The organism is Stenotrophomonas sp. 3(2025) (assembly GCF_052665395.1).
Window position 1 is genome coordinate 144,689 of the sequence record NZ_JBQOIF010000004.1, and the last position, 19,137, is coordinate 163,825.

A 19,137-nucleotide genomic window follows, 5' to 3' on the forward strand; every position below is an offset into this window, starting at 1 on the left:
GGGTGGATCAGCGCGCGCTGTCGACCACGACGGTCGCCGCGACGGGCACGGTCTCTGCGTCCTCGGCGATCTGCCGCGGTGCATTGTCGGCCACGTTGACGCCCAGGTAGCGCTGCATCAGGTCCTGCACGATCGGGCTTTTGCCGGCGAAGCCTTCGATCGACTTGCCCAGCGAAACCGCCTTGATCAGGTTCTCGAACATGCCGCCGTCGCCGCCAACCAGGTCGATGTCGGCGTTGCGCAGCGCGCTGGCGATGACGCCGGCGTTCTCGCGCGAGACTTCCTTGCCGGCTTCGATCGAGGCCAGCGCCTGCTTCAGGCTGTTGTCCAGCATCATGCGGAATTCTTCATGGCCGCGCGCCTGGTCGCTCAGCGAAGCGATGGCTTCAAACTTGCGGACCAGGCCCTCGGCCTCGGCCAGCAGCTTCTTCTGCACCACGCCGGCTTCGGCGTTGCCCAGCGATTCGGTGGCGGTGGCACGGGCCAGGCCCATCTTCTCCTCGCCCTGCGCCTGTGCCTGCAGCGTCTCGGCCAGCACGCGCGCCTCGTTGCTGCCCTGCTTCAGGTTCGCTTCGGCCTTGGCTTCGATCACGCGCGCCTCGGCGATGCCGACCTTCTCGATCGCCAGCGCCGACGCTTCGCGTACCTGCGCTTCGGCCAGGCCGGGCGCGGCCTGCTCGGCGCGGAAGGCGTCGGCCAGCAGGCGCTTGGCCTCGGCCTGCTTGCCGGCGGCTTCGTGCTCGGCCTGCGCCAGCGTGGTCAGCTCCACCGCGCGATGCTTGGAGGCGGTCTCGCGGGCCTGGGCTTCCTTCACTTCGCGCACCAGCGCTTCCTGCGCCTTCGCCTCGGCTTCCAGGATCAACACCTGCTTCTGGCGGTCGGCCTCGGAGACTTCGCGCACTTCCTTGATGCGCTCTTCTTCCTGCGCCACGGTCTTGTCGATGGAGATGCGTTCGCGGGTGATGTTGGCCACGTCCATCTTGCCCTGCTCGACCACCTTGTCGCGCTCCACGCCCTGCAGCTGCACTTCGCGGTCGGTGGTGACCTGCTCCAGCTGGCGTGCGCGCTCGACGCGCTCGGCTTCGATGGCCACGGCGCGCTGGCGGTTCTGCTCGGCCACTTCAACTTCGCGCATGCGGTTCTGCTCGCGGATGTCGATCAGCTGCTGCGCTTCGATGCGGGCGTTCTCGGACAGCTGGCGCTGCTCTTCCTGCACCTTGGCGGTCTCGGCTTCCTCGCGCGCACGGATGGTCTCGATCTCGCGCTTCTGCCGTGCCTCGGCTTCGGCCTGCTGCCGTTCAAGGGCCAGCAGTGCTTCGCGGGCTTCGACGTTCTTCTTGGTGATGGCCAGCTTCTCGTTCTGCTCCAGTTCGTTGGTCACCACGTTCTGCGCAGCGGTCAGCTCGGTGATCTTGCGGATGCCCTGCGCGTCGAGGATGTTGAACTGGTCCAGCAGCGACTTCGGGGTCTGCTCCAGGTAGTCGATGGCCACGTCTTCCAGCACATACCCATTGAGGTCGTTGCCGATCACCGCGATGATCTCGTCGCGGAATTCCTGGCGCTTCTCGAACAGCTCGGTGAAATCGAACTTCTTGCCGACCGTCTTCAGTGCTTCGGAGAACTTGGCGTTGAACAGCTCATCGACGGCATGCTTGTCCGACGCGCGGTCGGCGCCGATCGCCTTGGCCACGCGCAGTACGTCGGCCTGGGTCTCGTTGACGCGCAGGTAGAACGCCACGGCGATGTCGGCGCGCATGTTGTCGCGGCAGATCAGGCCTTCCTTGCCGCGGCGGTCGATCTGCAGGGTGATCAGGCTGATCCGCATCAGCTCGGCGCGGTACAGCACGGGAATGATCAGCGCACCGGTGAAATGCACTTTCGGGGTGGAACTCATGTCGTTGACGATCAGGGCCACGCCCTGGTCGACCTTGCGGTAGAACGCCTTGAACAGGCCCGCCACGCCGAGCAGGAGGGCGAGGACGCCGCCCACGATGATCAGGAAGGGGAGCACGGATGCCAACGTCATTGATGTTTCTCCTTGTTGCCCGGAAGCAGGTTGTCCTGGAAGTCGAGGGCGACCGCGTCGGCGCGGACCACCCGGTAATGGTGTTGTGCAGCCACGTGCTCGACCAGCACGATGCGCTCGCCGCGCTGCAGTTCGATGTCGCTGCGGATCTGCAGGACCAGGCCGGCACCGCCGTCATCGACGGTGGCATGGCCACTGCGTGCGTCGACCTTGGGCGAAGCGACCACGCCGACCCGGCCCAGCAGCGAGGCCTGCGGCACCGGGCGCAGGCGCAGCAGGAAGCGGCGGATGGGACGCAGCAGCATCGCGGTGACCGGCACGGCCGGCAGGGGTGCAAGCACCGCCACGACGGTGCCCAATGACCAGCGCAGCAGGTCGGGCAACGGCAGCAGCAGGTACAGATGGATGAAGTAGGTGAGGGTCCAGGCGAACAGGCTCAGCAGCGTCACCACCACCATGAGCGGCACGCCGCCCAGGCCCCAGCGCGCCAGCAGCGCTGACAGGCCACTGAGATGGGCATCGCCTTCAAGGGCGCCATCGGCACCGGCCTCGCCGAAACCGTCATCGACCAGGCCAAAGGCGGCAATCCCCCAATACAGCACCGCCACCGCCAGCGCGACGCTGTACGGGAGGGTCGGATAACCGAGTACGACGGTTAGGAATTCCTGCATCGCTTGCCTTCCTGGGCGGGGGCGCCAGGCGCCCGTTCGGAGCACGCCACCAGCGGCTCCGTCGATCCTCGTGCCGGCCCTCATGGCCAGCACGCTTGGGATCATCCTATGTGAAGAGGGTGTGCAGGCTCAAATGTGAAGACCGGACACCTCGGAAGTGACCGTGTCTCAATCCAGCACGGCGCAATCGGAGCGCCGGACTTCTTCCACGAACGTGCGCATCTTGTAGCCGTCCTTGATGCCCGGCTCCAACTCGATGCCACTGGAGACATCCACGCCCCACGGCAGGGTCGCCAGCACGGCGTCATGCACGTTCTCCGGCGTCAGGCCTCCGGCCAGCAGGAACGGCCGGTGCAGGCCGGTGGGGATACGCGACCAGTCGAAGGCCACGCCGGTACCGCCGCCGCCGCCCGGCGCATGGCTGTCGAACAGGAAGCCGGCGGCGCTGGGGTAGCGCAGCTGCAGGGTGCGCGCATTGATCTCCTCGCGCCCGCCCATGGCGATCGCCTTCAGGTAAGGCATGTTGAAGCTGCGGCAGAAGCTCTCGTCTTCCTCGCCATGGAACTGCAGCAGGGTCGGCCGCACGGTACGCAGCACCTCGCGCACTTCTTCCCTGCTGTTGTTGCGGAACAGCGCCACCACGTCGACCATCGGTGCGATGGCCTGGCGCATCGCGCGCGCTTCGGCCGGCGCGACCCGGCGGCTGCTCTCGCGGGCGAAGATGAAGCCCACCGCATCCACGCCCAGCTCGCCGGCCAGGCGCACGTCGCCGGCACGGGTCATGCCACAGAACTTGATGCGGGTACGGTAGTAGGAGCGGCTCATAGCGTTACCTCGGCGGGCAGATGCCAGTTGTCGGGGTACAGCGGCCCCAGGAACACCAGTCCCTGCGGAGGAGCGGTGGGACCGGCTACGGTGCGGTCGCGCCCGGCCAGCAGTTCGGCGATCCACTCCACCGGCTGCTCGCCACTGCCGACCAGTATCAACGAACCGACGATATTGCGGACCATGTGATGAAGGAATGCATTGCCGCGCACCGCCACCTCGATGACGTCGTCGTGGCGGCTGACCTGCAGCGACTGCAGTTCGCGCCGCGCATGCAGGGCCTGGCACTGGACCGAGCGGAAGGCGCTGAAGTCGTTCTCGCCCAACAGGGCCTGCCCGGCCAGGTGCATGCGCTCGGCATCGAGCGGGCGCCGCTCCCAGCTCAGGGTCTGCCGGCCCAGCGCCGGGCGCACTTCGCGATTGAGCAGGCGGTAGCGATAACGTCGTGCGCGGGCGGAGAAACGGGCATGGAAATCATCGGCCACCGGCACGCACCAGCGCACGGCGATAGAACGCGGCAGGCGGGTGGTGGTGCCGAGCATCCACGCGCGCGGATCACGCACCACGTCGGTGTCGAAGTGCACGACCTGGCACTGGCCGTGCACACCGGCATCGGTGCGGCCGGCGCAGACCACCTGCAGCGGGGTATCGGCCACCGATGACAGGGCCTGTTCCAGGCTGGCCTGGACGCTGGGTCCGCCCTCGCCCAGGTTCTGCCAGCCCCTGAAATCGCTGCCGTCGTACTCGACGCCGAGCGCGTAACGCATGTGCTACCTCGATATTGCGGGTGGGGCGGCGCTCAGGCCGGGTCGCGCTCGGACCAGACCGCCAGTTCGTTGCCACCGGGCTCGACGAACTGGAAACGGCTGCCGCCAGGGAAAGAGAACACGGTCCGCACGATCTGACCACCGGCCGCGCGCACCGCCGCTTCCATCGGCGCCAGCTGGTCGGCATACAGCACCAGCAGTGGCGCGCCTTCGCTGGCACGTTGCGGTTGGCCACGGAAGAAGCCTCCCTGCAGGCGGCCATCATCGAAAGCGGTGTAGTCGCTGCCGTAATCGACAAACGACCAGCCGAACACGACCTCGAAGAACGCGCGGCTCGCAGCCGGGTCGCTCGAGGCGAATTCAACGTAGTCGAGACGGCGTTCGCGGGTCATCGCAGGCCCTTGTCGAAAGGGTGTCAGGGCAGACGGGCCAGCAGTTCGCGGGCCTGCGCCTGGCAATGCAGGTCACCCCCTTCGGCAACCTCCTGCAGCAGGGTGCGCGCGGTCTGCGCGTCGCCCAGGTCCAGATAGGCGATGGCCAGTTCCAGCCGTTCCTGGCCGATACGCGGTGCCCAGTCATGGCCATTGTCTGCAGCAGACCCGACGGCGTCCTCGGCGGCAGCACGGTCGTCGTGCAGATCGACCGGTGCAGCCGTCTCATGCTCATGCGGTTCGGCCGGCAGATCGAACACACCGCGGAACTGCGGCTCCTGTTCGGCCTGCAGCGCGTATTCGGGCACGGCCACCTCGGCTGGCGCGATGGGCGCCACCGCAGCAGCGCCGGCAGGATCGTCCCAGCGCGGCAGATCGTTCACCGCAGCAGGCAGTTCAACCCGTTGGTCTTCATCAAGCTCACCCGCCCGCCACTCGGCCGGCGAGGCATCCACTTGGATGTCCGCAGCCGGCACGTCATGGTCGGTGGCAGCCCAGGCCGGCATCGCCGGTTCCTGGCGTCCGCCATCGGCGGCGAAGTTCACCCCGGCGTCCTGTTCGGTCAGGGTATCCAGCGCGGCACCTGCCGGCAGCGCTGCTGCCAGGCCGGCGGCATCGTGTTCCTCGCGCAGCGGCGGCAGCGGCGAGGGCTTGCGACGACGCAGCAGCCAGGCGCCCAGGGCAACCAGCACGAGCAGCGGCAGGCCCAGCCAGTACCACGGCGTGCCAGCGCCGGGCGCACCGGGCGCCTGGGCCAAACGCTGCTGGGCGGCGGCCAGGTCGTTGTCCTTCATCGCGATCAGTGACTGCTGCTGCTCCTTGAGCTTCTCCAGCTCCGCCACGCGCTGCTTCAGATCGCCGATTTCGGCATCGCGGGTGGCGATGTCCTCCTTGGCCTGGCGCAGTTGTTCGTTGCCCAGCATGTCACCCTCGCTGCCGGCACTGGTGCCGGTGGTTGTGCCCGCGTGCGCGGCGTCGGATGCCAGCGCCGGAGCGATTTCAAGTCGTGCCCCTGTGGCCGCAGCCGGGGAAGAAGCAGCGCCATCGGCCTTGGCCACCGGCATCGCGGCGCCAGCCGGCTGTGGCACGGTGCGTGCCTGCCGCCACTGCGCGGCATGTTCGCGGACCAGCGCGGCCGCCTCGGCCGCATCCACCGCGGCCAGTGCGGTATCGCCCGGCATGCGCAGCACCGCGCCCTGCTTGAGCAGGTTGACGTTGCCACGGATGAAGGCTTCGGGGTTGGCACGCAACAGCGCGATCATCGCCCGGTCGCGACTGATCTGATTGCCACGGGCCAGCGAGCCGGCGATCTGCGAAAGCGTCTGTCCGCGCTGCACGGTCACACTGCCGTCTGCAGCGAGCGCTGGTGCAGGTGCAGGTGCAGGTGCTGGCGCAGGTGACGCAGCCCGTGGACGCGGTGCGGCAGGTGCGGCGGCCGCCGTGACCGGTGCCGGCTCGGGTGCGGTTGCAGCGGTGGCAGGCGCATCCCGGACGATGGTGTCCGACAGCACACCGGCTGGCGCGACGATTTCCGGTTCGGCCACGGCCAGTGCACTGGCCGGTGCATCGACCAGCGCCGAGTACTCACGCACCAGCCGGCCCTGGCCCCAGTCGGCCTCGACCAGGAAGCTCAACGAGGGAGTTTCCACTGGCGTCTGCGAGGTCACCCGTACCACCGCCCTGCCCTGCGCATTGCGGGTCAGCTCGAACTGCAGTTCGCTGACCAGACCCACCGGGCGCTGCAGGCCAACGCGCTCGAAGGTGACCGGCGAAGCGAGCGCGACGCGCAGGTTCTCAAGTTCGGACGGATCGGCCGAGATCACCGGGATCTCGGCCAGCAACGGCTGTCCCGGCTTGGACAGGACCCGGATGTCGCCCAGGCCCAGGGCCATGGCCGAACTGCTGACCAGGGCCAGCAGCGCGGCGGAAAGACAGGTGAGCGGACGCCGTGCGCCCTTGGCTCGTTTATTCATGGGCGACACTATAAAGCGTGCGGACCACGGTCCGCACCCACCGGGGAGGCGGACCGCGCTAGTGCCGGCCAGCTGCCGGCACTACCGGTCAGGCAACAGCGGGGATCAGCGCTTCTCGGCGGCGACCAGCTCGGCCAGCTGCACCGCGTTGAGGGCTGCGCCCTTGCGCACGTTGTCCGACACGATCCACAGGTTCAGGCCGCGCGGATGCGACAGGTCCTCGCGGATGCGGCCGACGTACACCGCGTCGGTGCCCGAGGCATGGGTGACCGGCGTCGGGTAGCCACCGGCCTCGTGACGATCCACCACCTCGATGCCCGGCGACTGTTCCAGCAACGCGCGCGCTTCGGCCACGGTCACCTTGTCACGGGTTTCGATCGCCACCGATTCGGAATGGCCATAGAACACCGGCACACGCACCGCGGTCGGGTTCACGAGGATGCTGTCGTCGCCCAGGATCTTGCGGGTCTCCCAGACCAGCTTCATCTCTTCCTTGGTGAAGCCGTTGTCCAGGAAGTCGTCGATGTGCGGGATCAGGTTGAAGGCGATCTGCACCGGGAAACGCTGCGGATCGATTTCCTGGAAGCTCAGCAGCTGGCCGGTCTGCTTGCCCAGTTCTTCCAGTGCCGAACGGCCACCGCCGGATACCGACTGGTAGGTGGACACGTTGATGCGCTCGATGCCGTACTTGCGGTGCAGCGGTGCCAGCGCGACCAGCATCTGCATGGTCGAGCAGTTCGGGTTGGCGATGATGCCGCGCGGACGGTTGGCGACCTGGTCCGGATTGACCTCCGACACCACCAGCGGCACGTCATCGTCGTAACGGAAGGCCGAGGAGTTGTCGATCACCACCGCGCCAGCGGCAGCGAACTTCGGGGCGTATTCCTTGGACACGCTGCCACCGGCCGAGAACAGGGCGATATCCACGCCACTTGGATCGAAAGTGGCCAGGTCCTGGATCCTGACCTTGTTGCCGTTGTATTCGACTTCGCCGCCGGCCGAGCGCTCGGAAGCGAGCAGGCTCAGGGTGCCGACCGGGAAATCGCGCTCGGCCAGGATGGCCAGCATGGTCTCGCCGACCGCGCCGGTGGCGCCGACGATGGCGACGTGGAAGCTGCGTTGTGCATTGCTCATGGGGGAACTCTCACGAAAACGGGAAGGGGGAAAACTCACGCACGACAGCTGGGTTCGGGGAGCCTCCTCGGATGGATGCGCGGAGGTTCCCTATCGTTTCCCGCTTTTTTTTTCCGAGGTCGCGCGCGCGGCAAGGGCCGCGTCGGCGTTGATCGCGCTCGGCATGCGCGACGGGCTGCCATCCAGACCCAGCCCGGCCAGCAGATTGTCCACGGCCAGCTGCACCATGGCCGTGCGCGTGGCCAGCGACGCGCTGCCGATATGCGGGGTCAGCACGATGTTGCGCAGGGCCAGCAGTTCCGGCCGCACGTTGGGTTCGCCTTCGTAGACATCCAGGCCGGCCGCCGCCAGGCGACCGTTGGCCAGTGCTTCGGCCAGCGCCAGTTCGTCGACGATGCCGCCGCGGGCGATGTTCACCAGGGTGGCAGACGGCTTCATCTTGGCCAGCGCGGCGCCGTCGATGATGTGGTGCGAGGCGGCGGTGTATGGCAACACGGTCAACAGATGGTCGGACTGCGCCAGCAGCGTGTCCAGATCCACGTAGGTGGCGCCGAGCGCGGCTTCGGTATCGGCCGGCAGCCGCGAACGGTTGTGGTAGAGCACCTTCATGCCGAAGCCGTGCGCGCCGCGACGGGCGATGCCCTGGCCGATGCGGCCCATGCCGAGGATGCCCAGCGTGCTGCCATGGATGTCGGCCCCCAGCATGGTCTGGAACGACCACTGCCCCCACTGGCCCTCGCGCAGCCAGCGCTCGGATTCGGTGATCCGGCGCGCGGTGGCCATCAGCAGCGCAAAGCCGAGATCGGCGGTGGTTTCGGTGAGGACGTCCGGGGTGTTGCTGGCGAGAATGCCGGCGGCACTGAGCGCATCGACATCCAGGTTGTTGTAGCCGACCCCGACATTGGCGATTACCTTCAACTCCGCGGCATCGGCGACCTGGGTCGGGCCGATGCGCTCGTTGAGGGTGATGATCGCCCCGTCAACGTCGGCCAGCTGCGCGGCGATCTGCTGTGGCGACCAGGCGGTGACGGTATCGGTGGTGCGCAGTTGCACGCGATCGCGCAGCGGCGCGATGGCCGCGTCGATCAGCGGCTGGCTCACCCATACCGTCGGCCGCGTATCAGCCATCAAGCTGGCCGGGAATGCGCGGGGTGATGGTGCCGACATCGCCGCACTGCGCGCGGTGGCGCAGCGCCTGGTCCATCAGCACCAGGGCCATCATCGCCTCGGCGATGGGCGTAGCGCGGATGCCGACGCAGGGATCATGGCGGCCGGTGGTGACCACCTCCACCACATTGCCGGCCGTATCCAGCGATTCACCGGGCAGGCGCAGGCTGGAAGTCGGCTTGAGCACCATCGAGGCGACCACCGGCTGGCCGGTGGAAATGCCACCGAGAATGCCGCCTGCATGGTTGCTGGCAAAACCCTGCGGGGTCAGCAGGTCACGGTGTTCGGTGCCCTTCTGCATGGCACTGGCGAAACCGTCGCCGATCTCCACGCCCTTCACCGCGTTGATGCTCATCAGTGCGGCCGCGAGCTCGCCATCAAGCTTGCCGTAGATCGGCTCGCCCCAGCCCGGCGGTACATTGTCGGCGACCACGTCCACGCAGGCACCGACCGAATCGCCGGACTTGCGCAGCGCATCCATGTACGCCTCCAGCTCGGGCACCTGTGCCGCGTGCGGCCAGAAGAACGGATTTTCCTCGACTACCGACCAGTCGAAACCGGCCGGAGTGATCCCGCCCAGCTGCGACAGGTAGCCGCGCACGGTGATGCCGAAACGCTCGGCCAGCCATTTCTTGGCGACCACGCCAGCAGCCACGCGCATGGTGGTCTCGCGCGCCGAGGAGCGGCCACCGCCGCGCGGGTCGCGGATGCCGTACTTGTGCCAGTAGCTGTAGTCGGCATGCCCCGGACGGAACTGCTGGCCGATGTTGCTGTAGTCCTTGCTGCGCTGGTCGGTGTTGCGGATCAGCAGCGCGATCGGGGTGCCGGTGGTCAGGCCCTCGTACACCCCGGACAGGATCTCGACCTCGTCGGCCTCGCGCCGCGCCGACGTATGCCGGCTCTTGCCGGTGGCGCGACGCTGCAGGTCATGGTTGAATTCGGCCGCGTCCAGCGCCAGCCCCGGCGGGCAGCCATCGATCACGCAGCCGATGGCCGGCCCGTGCGATTCGCCGAACGTGGTGACGGTGAACAGCTTGCCGAACGAATTGGAGCTCACGGGCGCTGCGCCGCCAGTTCGGTGATGCGCGCGCTGTGGGCGATCAGCTCGCGGCACTCGACCGCGAAGATGCCCATCTGGCCGACCTTGAATTCGACCCAGGCGAAATCCACTTCCGGCAGCAGCTTGATCAGGTGCTGTTCGGATTCGCCCACTTCACAGATCAGCAGGCCGTCCTCGCTCAGGTGCAGCGGCGCGTCGCGCAGGATCTTCAGCACCAGGTCCAGGCCATCGTCGCCGGCACGCAGGCCCATCTCCGGCTCGTAGGAGTATTCCTGCGGCAGGGCGTCGGTCTCGTCGTTGGTGACATACGGCGGGTTGGTGACGATCAGGTCGTAGTGGCGACCGGTCAGGCCGTTGAACAGGTCCGACTTCAGCAGGGTCACGTTGTGCGCCTGCAGGCGTTCCTTGTTCTCTTCGGCCAGTGACAGCGCCTCATCGCTGAGGTCCACGCCGTCCACTTCCCAGTTCGGGTAGTAGTGGCCCATGGCGATGGCGATGCAGCCCGAACCGGTGCACAGGTCCAGCGCGCGGTTGACATCGCGGCCGGCCAGCCACGGCTCGAAGCCGCACTCGATCAGCTCGGCGATCGGCGAACGCGGCACCAGGGCGCGCGTGTCGCTCTTGAAACTGAGGCCGGCAAACCAGGCTTCACCGGTCAGGTAGGCGGCCGGGATGCGCTCGTCGATGCGGCGCTGGAACAGTTCCAGCACCGCCAGCTTCTCTTCGCGCAGCAGGCGCGCCTGGCCGTAGGCCGGGCCGAGATCGTGCGGCAGGTGCAGGCCGTGCAGCACCAGCTGGGTGGCCTCGTCCAGGGCATTGTCGTAGCTGTGCCCGAAGGTCAGGCCCGCAGCATTGAAACGGCTGGTGCCGTAGCGGATCAGATCGATGATCGTATGGAGTTCGGCGGCCGTTTCAGCGGTCATGGCGGTACTGCGGGCAAAGTGGCCCCCGATTATAGGGGTTGCCGCCTGCGCCGGCATCCGTTGCGGCAGAAACGATCCAGCCGCAGCCGGTATGATGGTGGCCACTTCCTGCGGCGGAATCCCATGTTCAATCGCAACGTCGGCATCATCCTGCTGATCGCCCTGGCGGCGGGCCTTGGCCTGCTCGCCGCCCAGCAGGTGTTCGCGCCGAAGCCGCCGGCCGGGCAGCCGGCCACCGAAGCGATCACCCTGTACCCGCAGCCGCGCGCCCTGCCCGACTACAACCTGGCCCAGTCCGACGGCACGCGCCTGATTCCCGGCGAACTGAAGGGCCACTGGACCCTGGTGTTCCTCGGCTTCACGTTCTGCCCGGACGTCTGCCCGACCACCCTGGCCGAGCTGGCCGGCGCGCAGAATCAGTGGGAAGCGCTGCCCGATGGCCTGCGCCCGCGCGTGCTGTTCGTCTCGGTCGACCCGGAGCGCGACACCGCCACGCGCTTGGGCGAGTACGCCCATGGCTTCCACAAGGACACCCTGGCGGCGACTGCCGACATCCCCTCGCTGGAGCGCTTTGCCACCTCGCTGGGCTTCGTGTTCCAGAAGGTGCCGGGCAAGCACTTCGACGAGAATCCCGAGGATTACACCCTCGAGCACTCCGCCAGCCTGGCCGTGCTCGATCCGCAGGGCCGGCTCGCCGGCCTGGTGCGGCCCCCGTTCAATGCGCCGGCGATCGCCCGCGACCTGCAGAAGCTGACCGAGAAATCCGCCCCATGAGTCTGACCACCGCCCTGACGTACGTCCTGCCCCACCGCCTGCTGTCCTCGATGGCGCGTTCGCTGGCGTACTCGGACAACCCGCGCGTATCGCGCTGGCTGATCGACACGGTCACCCGCAAGTTCAACGTCAACCTGGATGAAGCGGCCAATCCGGACCCGCGCAGCTACCCGACCTTCAACCAGTTCTTCACCCGCGCGCTGAAACCCGGCGCGCGCGTGGCCGATGCCGATCCGCGCAGCCTGGTGATGCCGGCGGACGGCCGCATCAGCCAGCTCGGAAAGATCGACGCCGGGCGCATCTTCCAGGCCAAGGGGCAGTCGTTCACCGCCGCCGAGCTGTTGGGCAGCGCCGAGGACGCCAAGCCGTTCAACGAGGGCCTGTATGCCACGGTGTACCTGTCGCCGCGCGACTACCACCGCGTGCACATGCCGTGGACCGGCACCCTGCGCGAAACCGTGCACGTGCCCGGTCGCCTGTTCAGCGTCGGCCCGGCCGCGGTGAACAACGTGCCCGGCCTGTTCGCACGCAACGAACGCCTGGTCTGCCATTTCGACACCAGCTTCGGCCCGATGGTCAGCGTGATGGTCGGTGCGCTGCTGGTGTCGGGCGTGGAAACGGTGTGGAGCGGCGAAGAGATTCCGCACTACGGCGACCGCATCACCCGCAAGGATTACCGGGGCCGCGGCATCACCCTGCAGCGCTTCGAAGAGATGGCGCGCTTCAATTACGGCTCGACCGTGATCGTGCTGCTGCCGCCGGGCGTGGCCGAATTCGCCCCGCACCTGGATGCCGAGCATCCGGTACAGCTGGGCCAGGCACTGGCCAAGCTGCGCTGATCCTGCGGTAGTGCCGGCCGCTGGCCGGCATCTCCGTTGATCCAACGCGTCCAGTGTTGCCGGCCAGCGGCCGGCACTACCGGACAGGTGCGTTACTGCAGGGTCGGCGCCGGGCCGACGTCCATGCCGTCGTAGTCTTCCACGCCCATCTGCGTGGCCAGCGCGCTCAGTTCCTGGTTGCGCTTGTCCAGCGAGGTTTCGTCGTGCACTTCCACGCGCTCCACATGCAGCACGTGGAATGCAGCCTCACCGTCTTCCGGCTCCTGCTCGAACACTTCCACCAGCACATACCCCTGCGCCTGCAAGTGGGTGGCCAGTGCGTGCAGCGGCTCGGCACTGGAGTGCACGAAGAAGTACCCCCACAGCAGCGGAGCATCCAGGTCCCAATCGGTGTTCTCGCGGAGGTTGGTGAACAGGTTGCGCGTGTCTTCGAGGTCCATGCGATATCCAGAGTGCGGAAAGATTATTTGTCGCAGCCCTGCAGCTTCAGCACCTGGCCGTGGCGCAGGCTGTAGCCGGGGGCCTTGAGGCCATTGGCGCGGGCCAGCACCGGCACATCGCACTGGAACTTCGCGGCGATCCGGCCCAGGGTCTCGCCCTTGCCGACCTTGTAGCTGCGGGCCGGCTTGGCGCGCGGGGCCGGCGCCGGGCGCGGCGCAGCCACCGGCGCGGCAGGCGTGGTCGGCACGCTGCTGGCGGCATTGGGATCGACCACCGGCACCACCCCGCCCACGGCCACGCTGCCGGTGTAGCTGGCGGCGCTCGGGCGCACGATCGCGGCATTGAGGTCGGCGGTGATCAGGGTACGGGCCAGATCGGCACGCGGGCCGCTGACGCAGTTGCGCGCGTACAGGCCGGCGATGCGGTTGGTGGCGTTGATGAGGGTGCCTGCCGGAATCCAGCCATCGGCCTCATAGCGCGGGTTGAGGTTGCGCAATGCGCGCATGTAGCCATCGCGGGTGCCATGGCTGCCCAGGCAGATGGTCAGTTCATAGATCGTGGTCGAGCGGGCCAGGCGGATGGTGGCCGGCTGCGCATTGATCTTCGGGAACTCCACGCCGTACTGCTGGGGGTGCAGGAAAATCCACGACGCGGCGATCACCATCGGCACGTAGTCCTTGGTTTCGCCCGGGAACTGGTTGTAGACGCTGTCCACCCAGAAGCTCTGGCCCGGGTACTGCTTGTAGACGCGCGCTGCGCGGCCCTCACCGCCGTTGTAGCCGGCCAGCGACAGTTCGACGTTGTTGTTGAGCTCACGCATCCGCTCGTTGAGGTACGTCGCGCTGGCTTCAGCGGCGCTGCGCGCATCGAAGCGGGTATCGAAACCGGTACCGTCCGGGCCCAGGCCGAAGCGGCGGCCGGTGGCTGGCATGAACTGCATCAGGCCCGCGGCGCCCGCACGCGAGGACGCATGCACGCGACCGTTGGATTCCTTGGCCATGATGCCGAACAGCAGCGCCTCGGGCAGGCCGCGCTTCTCCCATTCCGGCCACATCACCGCGCGCAGGTTCTGGTAGTTCTCGTAGGTGGTCATCAGCGCCGGGCGCATGTCGGTCAGCCAGCGGCGGATGCCGGCCTGCACCGCGGGGTTGTACTCGACCATGTTGTCGAAGGCATGGCGCTTGTCGTTCAGCAGCGCCGCTGCGCGGGCCGCCTCGGGCACGTCGGCAGCCAGCGGGCCGACATGGTCCGGGTCGGCCTCCAGGCGGTCGCCGACTTCGTCGGCCACGTCATCATCGGCAGCGGCATCGGCATCGTGCTTGAGCAGGCGCTTGTAGGTGGCCAGCATGTTGCTCATCTGGCAGCCCTTCTGCTTCACGCACTCACTGATGACATCTTCCATGTCCTCCAGCGCGGCATCGGCCTCGTTGCGCCCCTTCGGATCGGCGTTGGCCACCAGCAGAACGGCATCGCTGTAGCGCTTCTCGGCTGCAGTCATGCGCTGCTGCAGTGCATCCACCTTCACCTTGTCCCGGGCCGAAACCCGCTGTGCGTGGGCCTCCGGTGCCAGGGAAACCAGGCCAGCCAGGGCCAGCAGCGGCCAGGTGCGGGAAATCAGGACAGGAACGGGCATTGGTGGCACTGTGTATGAAACAGGCAGGCAGAGTAGCGGCGCTGCCAAGGTCGGGGCAAGCCGACCTTCGGCCCGTCACTGTCGGCGGTTAACATTGGCACATTCATCACAAGGGCTGGACCATGGATCCGATTCTGCTCGGCAAAGGCATCACCGACGATGTGGCTGTCACCCTGCTGCCGAAGCTCGGCAACCGCCATGGGCTGGTGGCCGGCGCCACGGGCACCGGCAAGACCGTGACCCTGATGACCCTGGCCGAGGGCTTCTCGCGGATCGGGGTACCGGTGTTCCTGGCCGATGTGAAGGGCGATGTCTCCGGCCTGGCCGTGCCGGGTACCGGCGCCGAGAACCTGCTCAAGCGCGCGGCCGAGATCGGCGTGAGCGACTATGCCCCGGCCGCCAGCCCCACCGTGTTCTGGGACCTGTACGGCAAGCTCGGCCACCCGGTGCGCACCACCGTGAGCGAGATGGGCCCGACCCTGCTGGCCCGCATCCTGGAATTGAACGACACCCAGGCCGGCGTGCTCGACATCGTGTTCAAGCTGGCCGACGACCGCGGCCTGCTGCTGCTGGACATGGACGACCTGCGCGCCCTGCTCGGCCTGGTGGCCGAGGAGCGCAAGGACATCTCCACCGAGTACGGCCTGGTCAGTGCGCAGTCGGTGGCCGCCATCCAGCGCGCCCTGCTGCGGCTGGCCCAGGACGGCGGCGAGCATTTCTTCGGCGAACCGGCGCTGGAACTGGCCGACATCATGCGGGTCAACCATGACGGCCGTGGTGTCATCGGCATCCTTGCCGCCGACCAGCTGGTGCTCAAGCCCAAGCTGTACTCCACGTTCCTGCTGTGGCTGTTGTCGGAGCTGTTCGAGCAGCTGCCCGAAGTGGGCGACCTCGACAAGCCGAAGCTGGTTTTCATTTTCGACGAAGCGCACCTGCTGTTCGACGATGCACCGCCCGCTCTGGTACAGCGCATCGAACAAGTGGTGCGGCTGATCCGTTCCAAGGGCGTGGGCGTGTACTTCTGCTCGCAGTTCCCGGACGACGTGCCGGCCAACATCCTCGGCCAGCTCGGCAACCGTGTACAGCACGCGCTGCGCGCATTCACCCCGCGCGACCAGAAGGCGGTGAAGACCGCCGCCGAGACCTTCGTGCCGAACCCGAAGCTGGATGTGGCGAAGGTGCTCAGCCAGCTCGGTACCGGCGAAGCGCTGGTCTCGACGCTGCAGGACAAGGGCGTGCCGATGCCGGTGCAGCAGACGATGATCGCGCCACCCCGCTGCCGCATGGGACCGGCCACCGACACCGAACGTACGCAGGTGCGTGCCGGCAGCCCGGTCGGCACGCGCTACGACACTGCCGTCAACCGCGAATCGGCAGCCGAACTGCTGGCCCAGCGCGCGCAGAAGGCCGTCGAGAAAGCCGATGCGCCGGCCGCGCGCAGCCGTGAGCAGGACGAGGCGCAGGAAGGCGGTTTCGGGCAGTCGATCAAGGACGCCATTTTCGGCACCAAGCGCCGCCAGGGCATGATCGAGACGATGGCCAAGCAGACCACCCGTACGGTTGGCACCAAGCTGGGCAACCAGATCGTGCGCGGCATCCTCGGTGGCATCTTCGGCGGCAAGCGCTGAGAGCTCCGATAGTACCTTCACCTTCGCGGCGCGCCGGCGACGGCGCGCCGTAGTTGTTTCATTCCGCACGAGAATCCGCATTACATGTCGCGTTGGCGCCCCCCCGCAGAAAAGAGCACCGCACTGATCACCGCCGCCGGCCATGCACGCCTGAAAACCGAGCTGGATGAGTTGTGGCGGGTGCGTCGACCCGAGGTGGTCAAGGCGCTGGCGGCGGCCGCGGCCGAAGGCGATCGCTCGGAGAATGCCGAATACACCTACCGCAAGAAACAGCTGGGCGAGATCGATCGTCGCGTGCGCTACCTGACCAAGCGCCTGGAATCACTGCGCGTGGTCGACACCACGCCGACCAATCCGCAAGCGGTGTTCTTCGGTGCGTGGGTGGAACTGGAGAACGTGGACAGCGGGCAGACCAGCCGCTACCGCATCGTCGGGCCGGATGAGACCGATGCGGGGCTGGGCTGGATCAGCATCGATTCGCCCTTGGCGCGGGCCTTGTTGAAGAAGCGCCTGGATGATGAGTTTTCAGTGGAACTGCCCAGTGGCAACCACACCTTTGCGGTGATCGGTGTGGAGTACGAGACCGCGGCCAACGGCTGAGCCTGTGGCGAGCAGCGGCGCTCAGCCGGGCATGGGCCCGGTTCTACAGAAGCGGCGGCGGATAGCGGCGCCCTTCGCGCAGCGGACGGAAGTAATCGTCGTTCGCGTAAAAGGCTGGCGCCTGGTCGGTGTGCCAGCCGGGAATACCCGCCAATGGCAGCGGACGCAGTTCCAAGGGATCGAGCAGCACCCTGCCTTCCTCGATGGCGCGCGCGACCGTGTCGATGCAGCCCGCATCGTCATCGCCCTGCAGCACCACGCATTTGCCGACCAGCAGCCGGCCCGGCAGCAGCGCCTGTTCCATCAAGGCATGACCGAATACTGCGGCGATGGCGATCCGTCCTGACTGCCAATGGATCGGTTCGAACAGCACGCGCCACTGGTGAGCATCCCAGGCTGCAAGCAACGCCGGGTCACGCACACGCACCACCACGCCGGTTTCATCGAACTGGGTCAGCGCGGCCTGCGCGCGGTTGCGCTGCCCTGCGGCCCTGCCCTCGATGTGCCGGCATTGCTGCGCGTTGAGTGCGCACTTGATCGGCAGGTAGCGTGCCCAGACCAGGGCGTTGAACAGGTCGTGCCAGTTGCCCGCGCGGGTTGCGATGCGCCCTTCGGCAATGCGCGTTTCGTAGTGCAGGCCGTCGGCCAGCAACGCCGCATCCTGTTCAACGAAGCGCTTGCCCGGCAGCGCCAGGCGCGCGTCCAGATCGACCACGCGTGGCCAGTCCGCTGCCGTCAGCAGATCACCGAACCCGGCGATACCGGCGATACCGGCAAACAGCGGATGATCGAACGCAGCCCTGTCCACCGCCGCACGCAACGGCGGCACGAAGCGGCGGGGGCCGCCATCAGCAGCCTCCGCCCCGGTCACAGCACCTTGAGGTCGAATGCCGGGCGCGTGGTCGGCGGCAGGGCGTCGCCGTAGAGGTCGTGCTCGTCGCTCTCGGTGATTTCCACGTCGACGAACTCACCCACGCGCAATGCCACCTGGTCTGCGTTCTGGATATGCACCAGGCCGTCGATCTCCGGCGCATCGGCCTTGGAACGGGCCACCGCGATATCGCCTTCGATGGCATCGACCAGGCATTGCTGCACCGTGCCGATCTTGGCTTCCAGACGCGAAGCCGAAATCTGCGCCTGCTTCTCCATGAAGCGCGCCAGTCGTTCCTGCTTCACTTCTTCCGGCACCGGGTCCGGCAGGTTGTTGGCCGTAGCGCCCTCCACCGGCGAGTAGGCGAACGCACCGACGCGGTCCAGCTGCGCTTCGTCCAGGAAGGACAGCAACTCTTCGAACTCGGCCTCGGTCTCGCCCGGGAAACCGACGATGAAGGTCGAACGCACGGTGATGTCCGGCGCGATGCGGCGCCAGTTCTGCACCCGCTCCAGGGTCTTCTCGACCGCGCCGGGGCGCTTCATCAGGCGCAGGATGCGCGGGCTGGCGTGCTGGAACGGGATGTCCAGGTACGGCAGGATCCGGTTCTCGGCCATCAGCGGCACCACGTCATCGACGTGCGGATACGGATAGACGTAGTGCATGCGCACCCACGCATCCAGTTCGGACAGGCCTTCGCACAGTGCCTTCAGGCGGGTCTGGTAGGCCTTGTCGCGCCACATCTTCTCGGCGTACTTCACATCCACGCCGTAGGCAGAGGTGTCCTGCGAAACCACCAGCAGCTCGCGCACACCGCCGCGCACCAGGCGCTCGGCTTCGCGCAGCACCTCGTCCACGGGACGCGAGACCAGCTTGCCGCGCATCGACGGAATGATGCAGAAGCTGCAGTGGTGGTTGCAGCCTTCGGAAATCTTCAGGTATGCGTAGTGGCGCGGGGTCAGCTTGATGCCGTAGTCCGGCACCAGATCCACGAACGGATCGTGCTTGGGCGGCAGCGCCGCATGCACCGCTTCCATCACGCTCTGGTAATCCTGCGGTCCGGACACCGCCAGCACGTTCGGGTACGCCTCGCGGATCTGCTCCGGGCGCTTGCCCAGGCAGCCGGTGACGATGACCTTGCCGTTCTGGTTCATCGCCTCGCCGATGGCATCCAGCGATTCGGTCACCGCCGAATCGATGAAGCCACAGGTGTTGACCACCACCACGTCGGCCGAATCGTAGGACGGGACGATGTCGTAGCCTTCCGACCGCAGCTGGGTGAGGATGCGCTCGGAATCGACGAGGGCCTTCGGGCAGCCAAGGCTGACGAAGCCGACTTTGGGGTTCAGCTGGGACATGGAATCGCGGGACTCT

Annotated in this window: 18 protein-coding genes; 4 read left to right on the forward strand and 14 right to left on the reverse strand. The window is 67.3% G+C overall.

Annotated features, from left to right (window positions below):
• Positions 1-7: 7 nt before the first annotated feature.
• From ACUXVE_RS04865 to prmB, 10 genes are all read right to left on the reverse strand, one after another.
• Complete coding sequence (locus ACUXVE_RS04865) at positions 8-2,026, reverse strand: hypothetical protein (protein WP_445513927.1); 2,019 nt, start codon at positions 2,024-2,026, stop codon at positions 8-10.
• Positions 2,023-2,697 (reverse strand): YqiJ family protein, encoded by a 675-nt coding sequence (locus tag ACUXVE_RS04870; RefSeq protein WP_222388656.1) that lies wholly within the window; start codon positions 2,695-2,697, stop codon positions 2,023-2,025. Before ACUXVE_RS04870 ends, ACUXVE_RS04865 begins: the two co-directional genes overlap by 4 nt.
• Before the next feature lie 168 nt (positions 2,698-2,865).
• The gene (locus tag ACUXVE_RS04875; RefSeq protein WP_025876155.1) at positions 2,866-3,522 is read right to left on the reverse strand and encodes a phosphoribosylanthranilate isomerase; all 657 of its coding nucleotides are present in this window, start codon (positions 3,520-3,522) and stop codon (positions 2,866-2,868) included.
• On the reverse strand, positions 3,519-4,289 hold the full coding sequence (gene truA / locus ACUXVE_RS04880; RefSeq protein WP_025876154.1) for a tRNA pseudouridine(38-40) synthase TruA: 771 nt from the start codon (positions 4,287-4,289) through the stop codon (positions 3,519-3,521). Before truA ends, ACUXVE_RS04875 begins: the two co-directional genes overlap by 4 nt.
• 32 nt (positions 4,290-4,321) lie before the next feature.
• Positions 4,322-4,681, reverse strand: a complete 360-nt coding sequence (locus ACUXVE_RS04885; RefSeq protein ID WP_025876153.1) for a VOC family protein — start codon at positions 4,679-4,681, stop codon at positions 4,322-4,324.
• A gap of 23 nt (positions 4,682-4,704) precedes the next feature.
• Positions 4,705-6,693, reverse strand: coding sequence for a FimV/HubP family polar landmark protein (locus ACUXVE_RS04890; RefSeq protein ID WP_445513928.1), 1,989 nt, complete (start codon positions 6,691-6,693; stop codon positions 4,705-4,707).
• A gap of 105 nt (positions 6,694-6,798) precedes the next feature.
• On the reverse strand, positions 6,799-7,827 hold the full coding sequence (locus ACUXVE_RS04895; RefSeq protein WP_025876149.1) for an aspartate-semialdehyde dehydrogenase: 1,029 nt from the start codon (positions 7,825-7,827) through the stop codon (positions 6,799-6,801).
• A gap of 90 nt (positions 7,828-7,917) precedes the next feature.
• Positions 7,918-8,955: a 2-hydroxyacid dehydrogenase gene (locus ACUXVE_RS04900; RefSeq protein WP_445513929.1), complete on the reverse strand. Its 1,038-nt coding sequence runs from the start codon at positions 8,953-8,955 to the stop codon at positions 7,918-7,920.
• The gene (gene aroC, locus ACUXVE_RS04905; RefSeq protein ID WP_080148350.1) at positions 8,948-10,051 is read right to left on the reverse strand and encodes a chorismate synthase; all 1,104 of its coding nucleotides are present in this window, start codon (positions 10,049-10,051) and stop codon (positions 8,948-8,950) included. The genes ACUXVE_RS04900 and aroC overlap by 8 nt, the downstream gene beginning before the upstream one ends.
• Entirely contained in the window at positions 10,048-10,977 is a 930-nt protein-coding gene (gene prmB / locus ACUXVE_RS04910) for a 50S ribosomal protein L3 N(5)-glutamine methyltransferase (RefSeq protein ID WP_025876143.1), read from the reverse strand. The genes aroC and prmB overlap by 4 nt, the downstream gene beginning before the upstream one ends.
• 123 nt (positions 10,978-11,100) lie before the next feature.
• On the opposite strand from prmB, the gene ACUXVE_RS04915 reads away from it, so the two are divergent.
• Together ACUXVE_RS04915 and asd are read left to right on the forward strand one after the other, a co-directional pair.
• The gene (locus ACUXVE_RS04915; protein ID WP_025876141.1) at positions 11,101-11,751 is read left to right on the forward strand and encodes an SCO family protein; all 651 of its coding nucleotides are present in this window, start codon (positions 11,101-11,103) and stop codon (positions 11,749-11,751) included.
• Positions 11,748-12,590 (forward strand): archaetidylserine decarboxylase, encoded by an 843-nt coding sequence (gene asd, locus ACUXVE_RS04920; RefSeq protein WP_025876139.1) that lies wholly within the window; start codon positions 11,748-11,750, stop codon positions 12,588-12,590. Before ACUXVE_RS04915 ends, asd begins: the two co-directional genes overlap by 4 nt.
• A gap of 92 nt (positions 12,591-12,682) precedes the next feature.
• Here the strand turns inward: asd and ACUXVE_RS04925 are convergent, their stop codons facing one another.
• Positions 12,683-13,030, reverse strand: a complete 348-nt coding sequence (locus ACUXVE_RS04925) for a ribonuclease E inhibitor RraB (RefSeq protein ID WP_093820646.1) — start codon at positions 13,028-13,030, stop codon at positions 12,683-12,685.
• Positions 13,031-13,053: 23 nt separating this feature from the next.
• Complete coding sequence (locus ACUXVE_RS04930) at positions 13,054-14,664, reverse strand: transglycosylase SLT domain-containing protein (protein WP_222388652.1); 1,611 nt, start codon at positions 14,662-14,664, stop codon at positions 13,054-13,056.
• Between the two features lie 122 nt (positions 14,665-14,786).
• On the opposite strand from ACUXVE_RS04930, the gene ACUXVE_RS04935 reads away from it, so the two are divergent.
• Both ACUXVE_RS04935 and greB read left to right on the forward strand, forming a co-directional pair.
• Positions 14,787-16,292, forward strand: a complete 1,506-nt coding sequence (locus ACUXVE_RS04935; protein WP_445513930.1) for a helicase HerA-like domain-containing protein — start codon at positions 14,787-14,789, stop codon at positions 16,290-16,292.
• An 84-nt stretch (positions 16,293-16,376) separates the two neighbouring features.
• Complete coding sequence (greB, locus tag ACUXVE_RS04940; protein WP_445513931.1) at positions 16,377-16,892, forward strand: transcription elongation factor GreB; 516 nt, start codon at positions 16,377-16,379, stop codon at positions 16,890-16,892.
• A gap of 43 nt (positions 16,893-16,935) precedes the next feature.
• On the opposite strand, the gene ACUXVE_RS04945 is transcribed toward greB, so the two are convergent.
• Together ACUXVE_RS04945 and rimO are read right to left on the reverse strand one after the other, a co-directional pair.
• Positions 16,936-17,763, reverse strand: a complete 828-nt coding sequence (locus ACUXVE_RS04945; protein WP_445513932.1) for a DUF3025 domain-containing protein — start codon at positions 17,761-17,763, stop codon at positions 16,936-16,938.
• A complete protein-coding gene (gene rimO / locus ACUXVE_RS04950; protein ID WP_025876127.1) occupies positions 17,760-19,121 on the reverse strand; it encodes a 30S ribosomal protein S12 methylthiotransferase RimO in 1,362 nt (453 codons plus the stop codon). The genes ACUXVE_RS04945 and rimO overlap by 4 nt, the downstream gene beginning before the upstream one ends.
• Positions 19,122-19,137 lie beyond the last annotated feature (16 nt).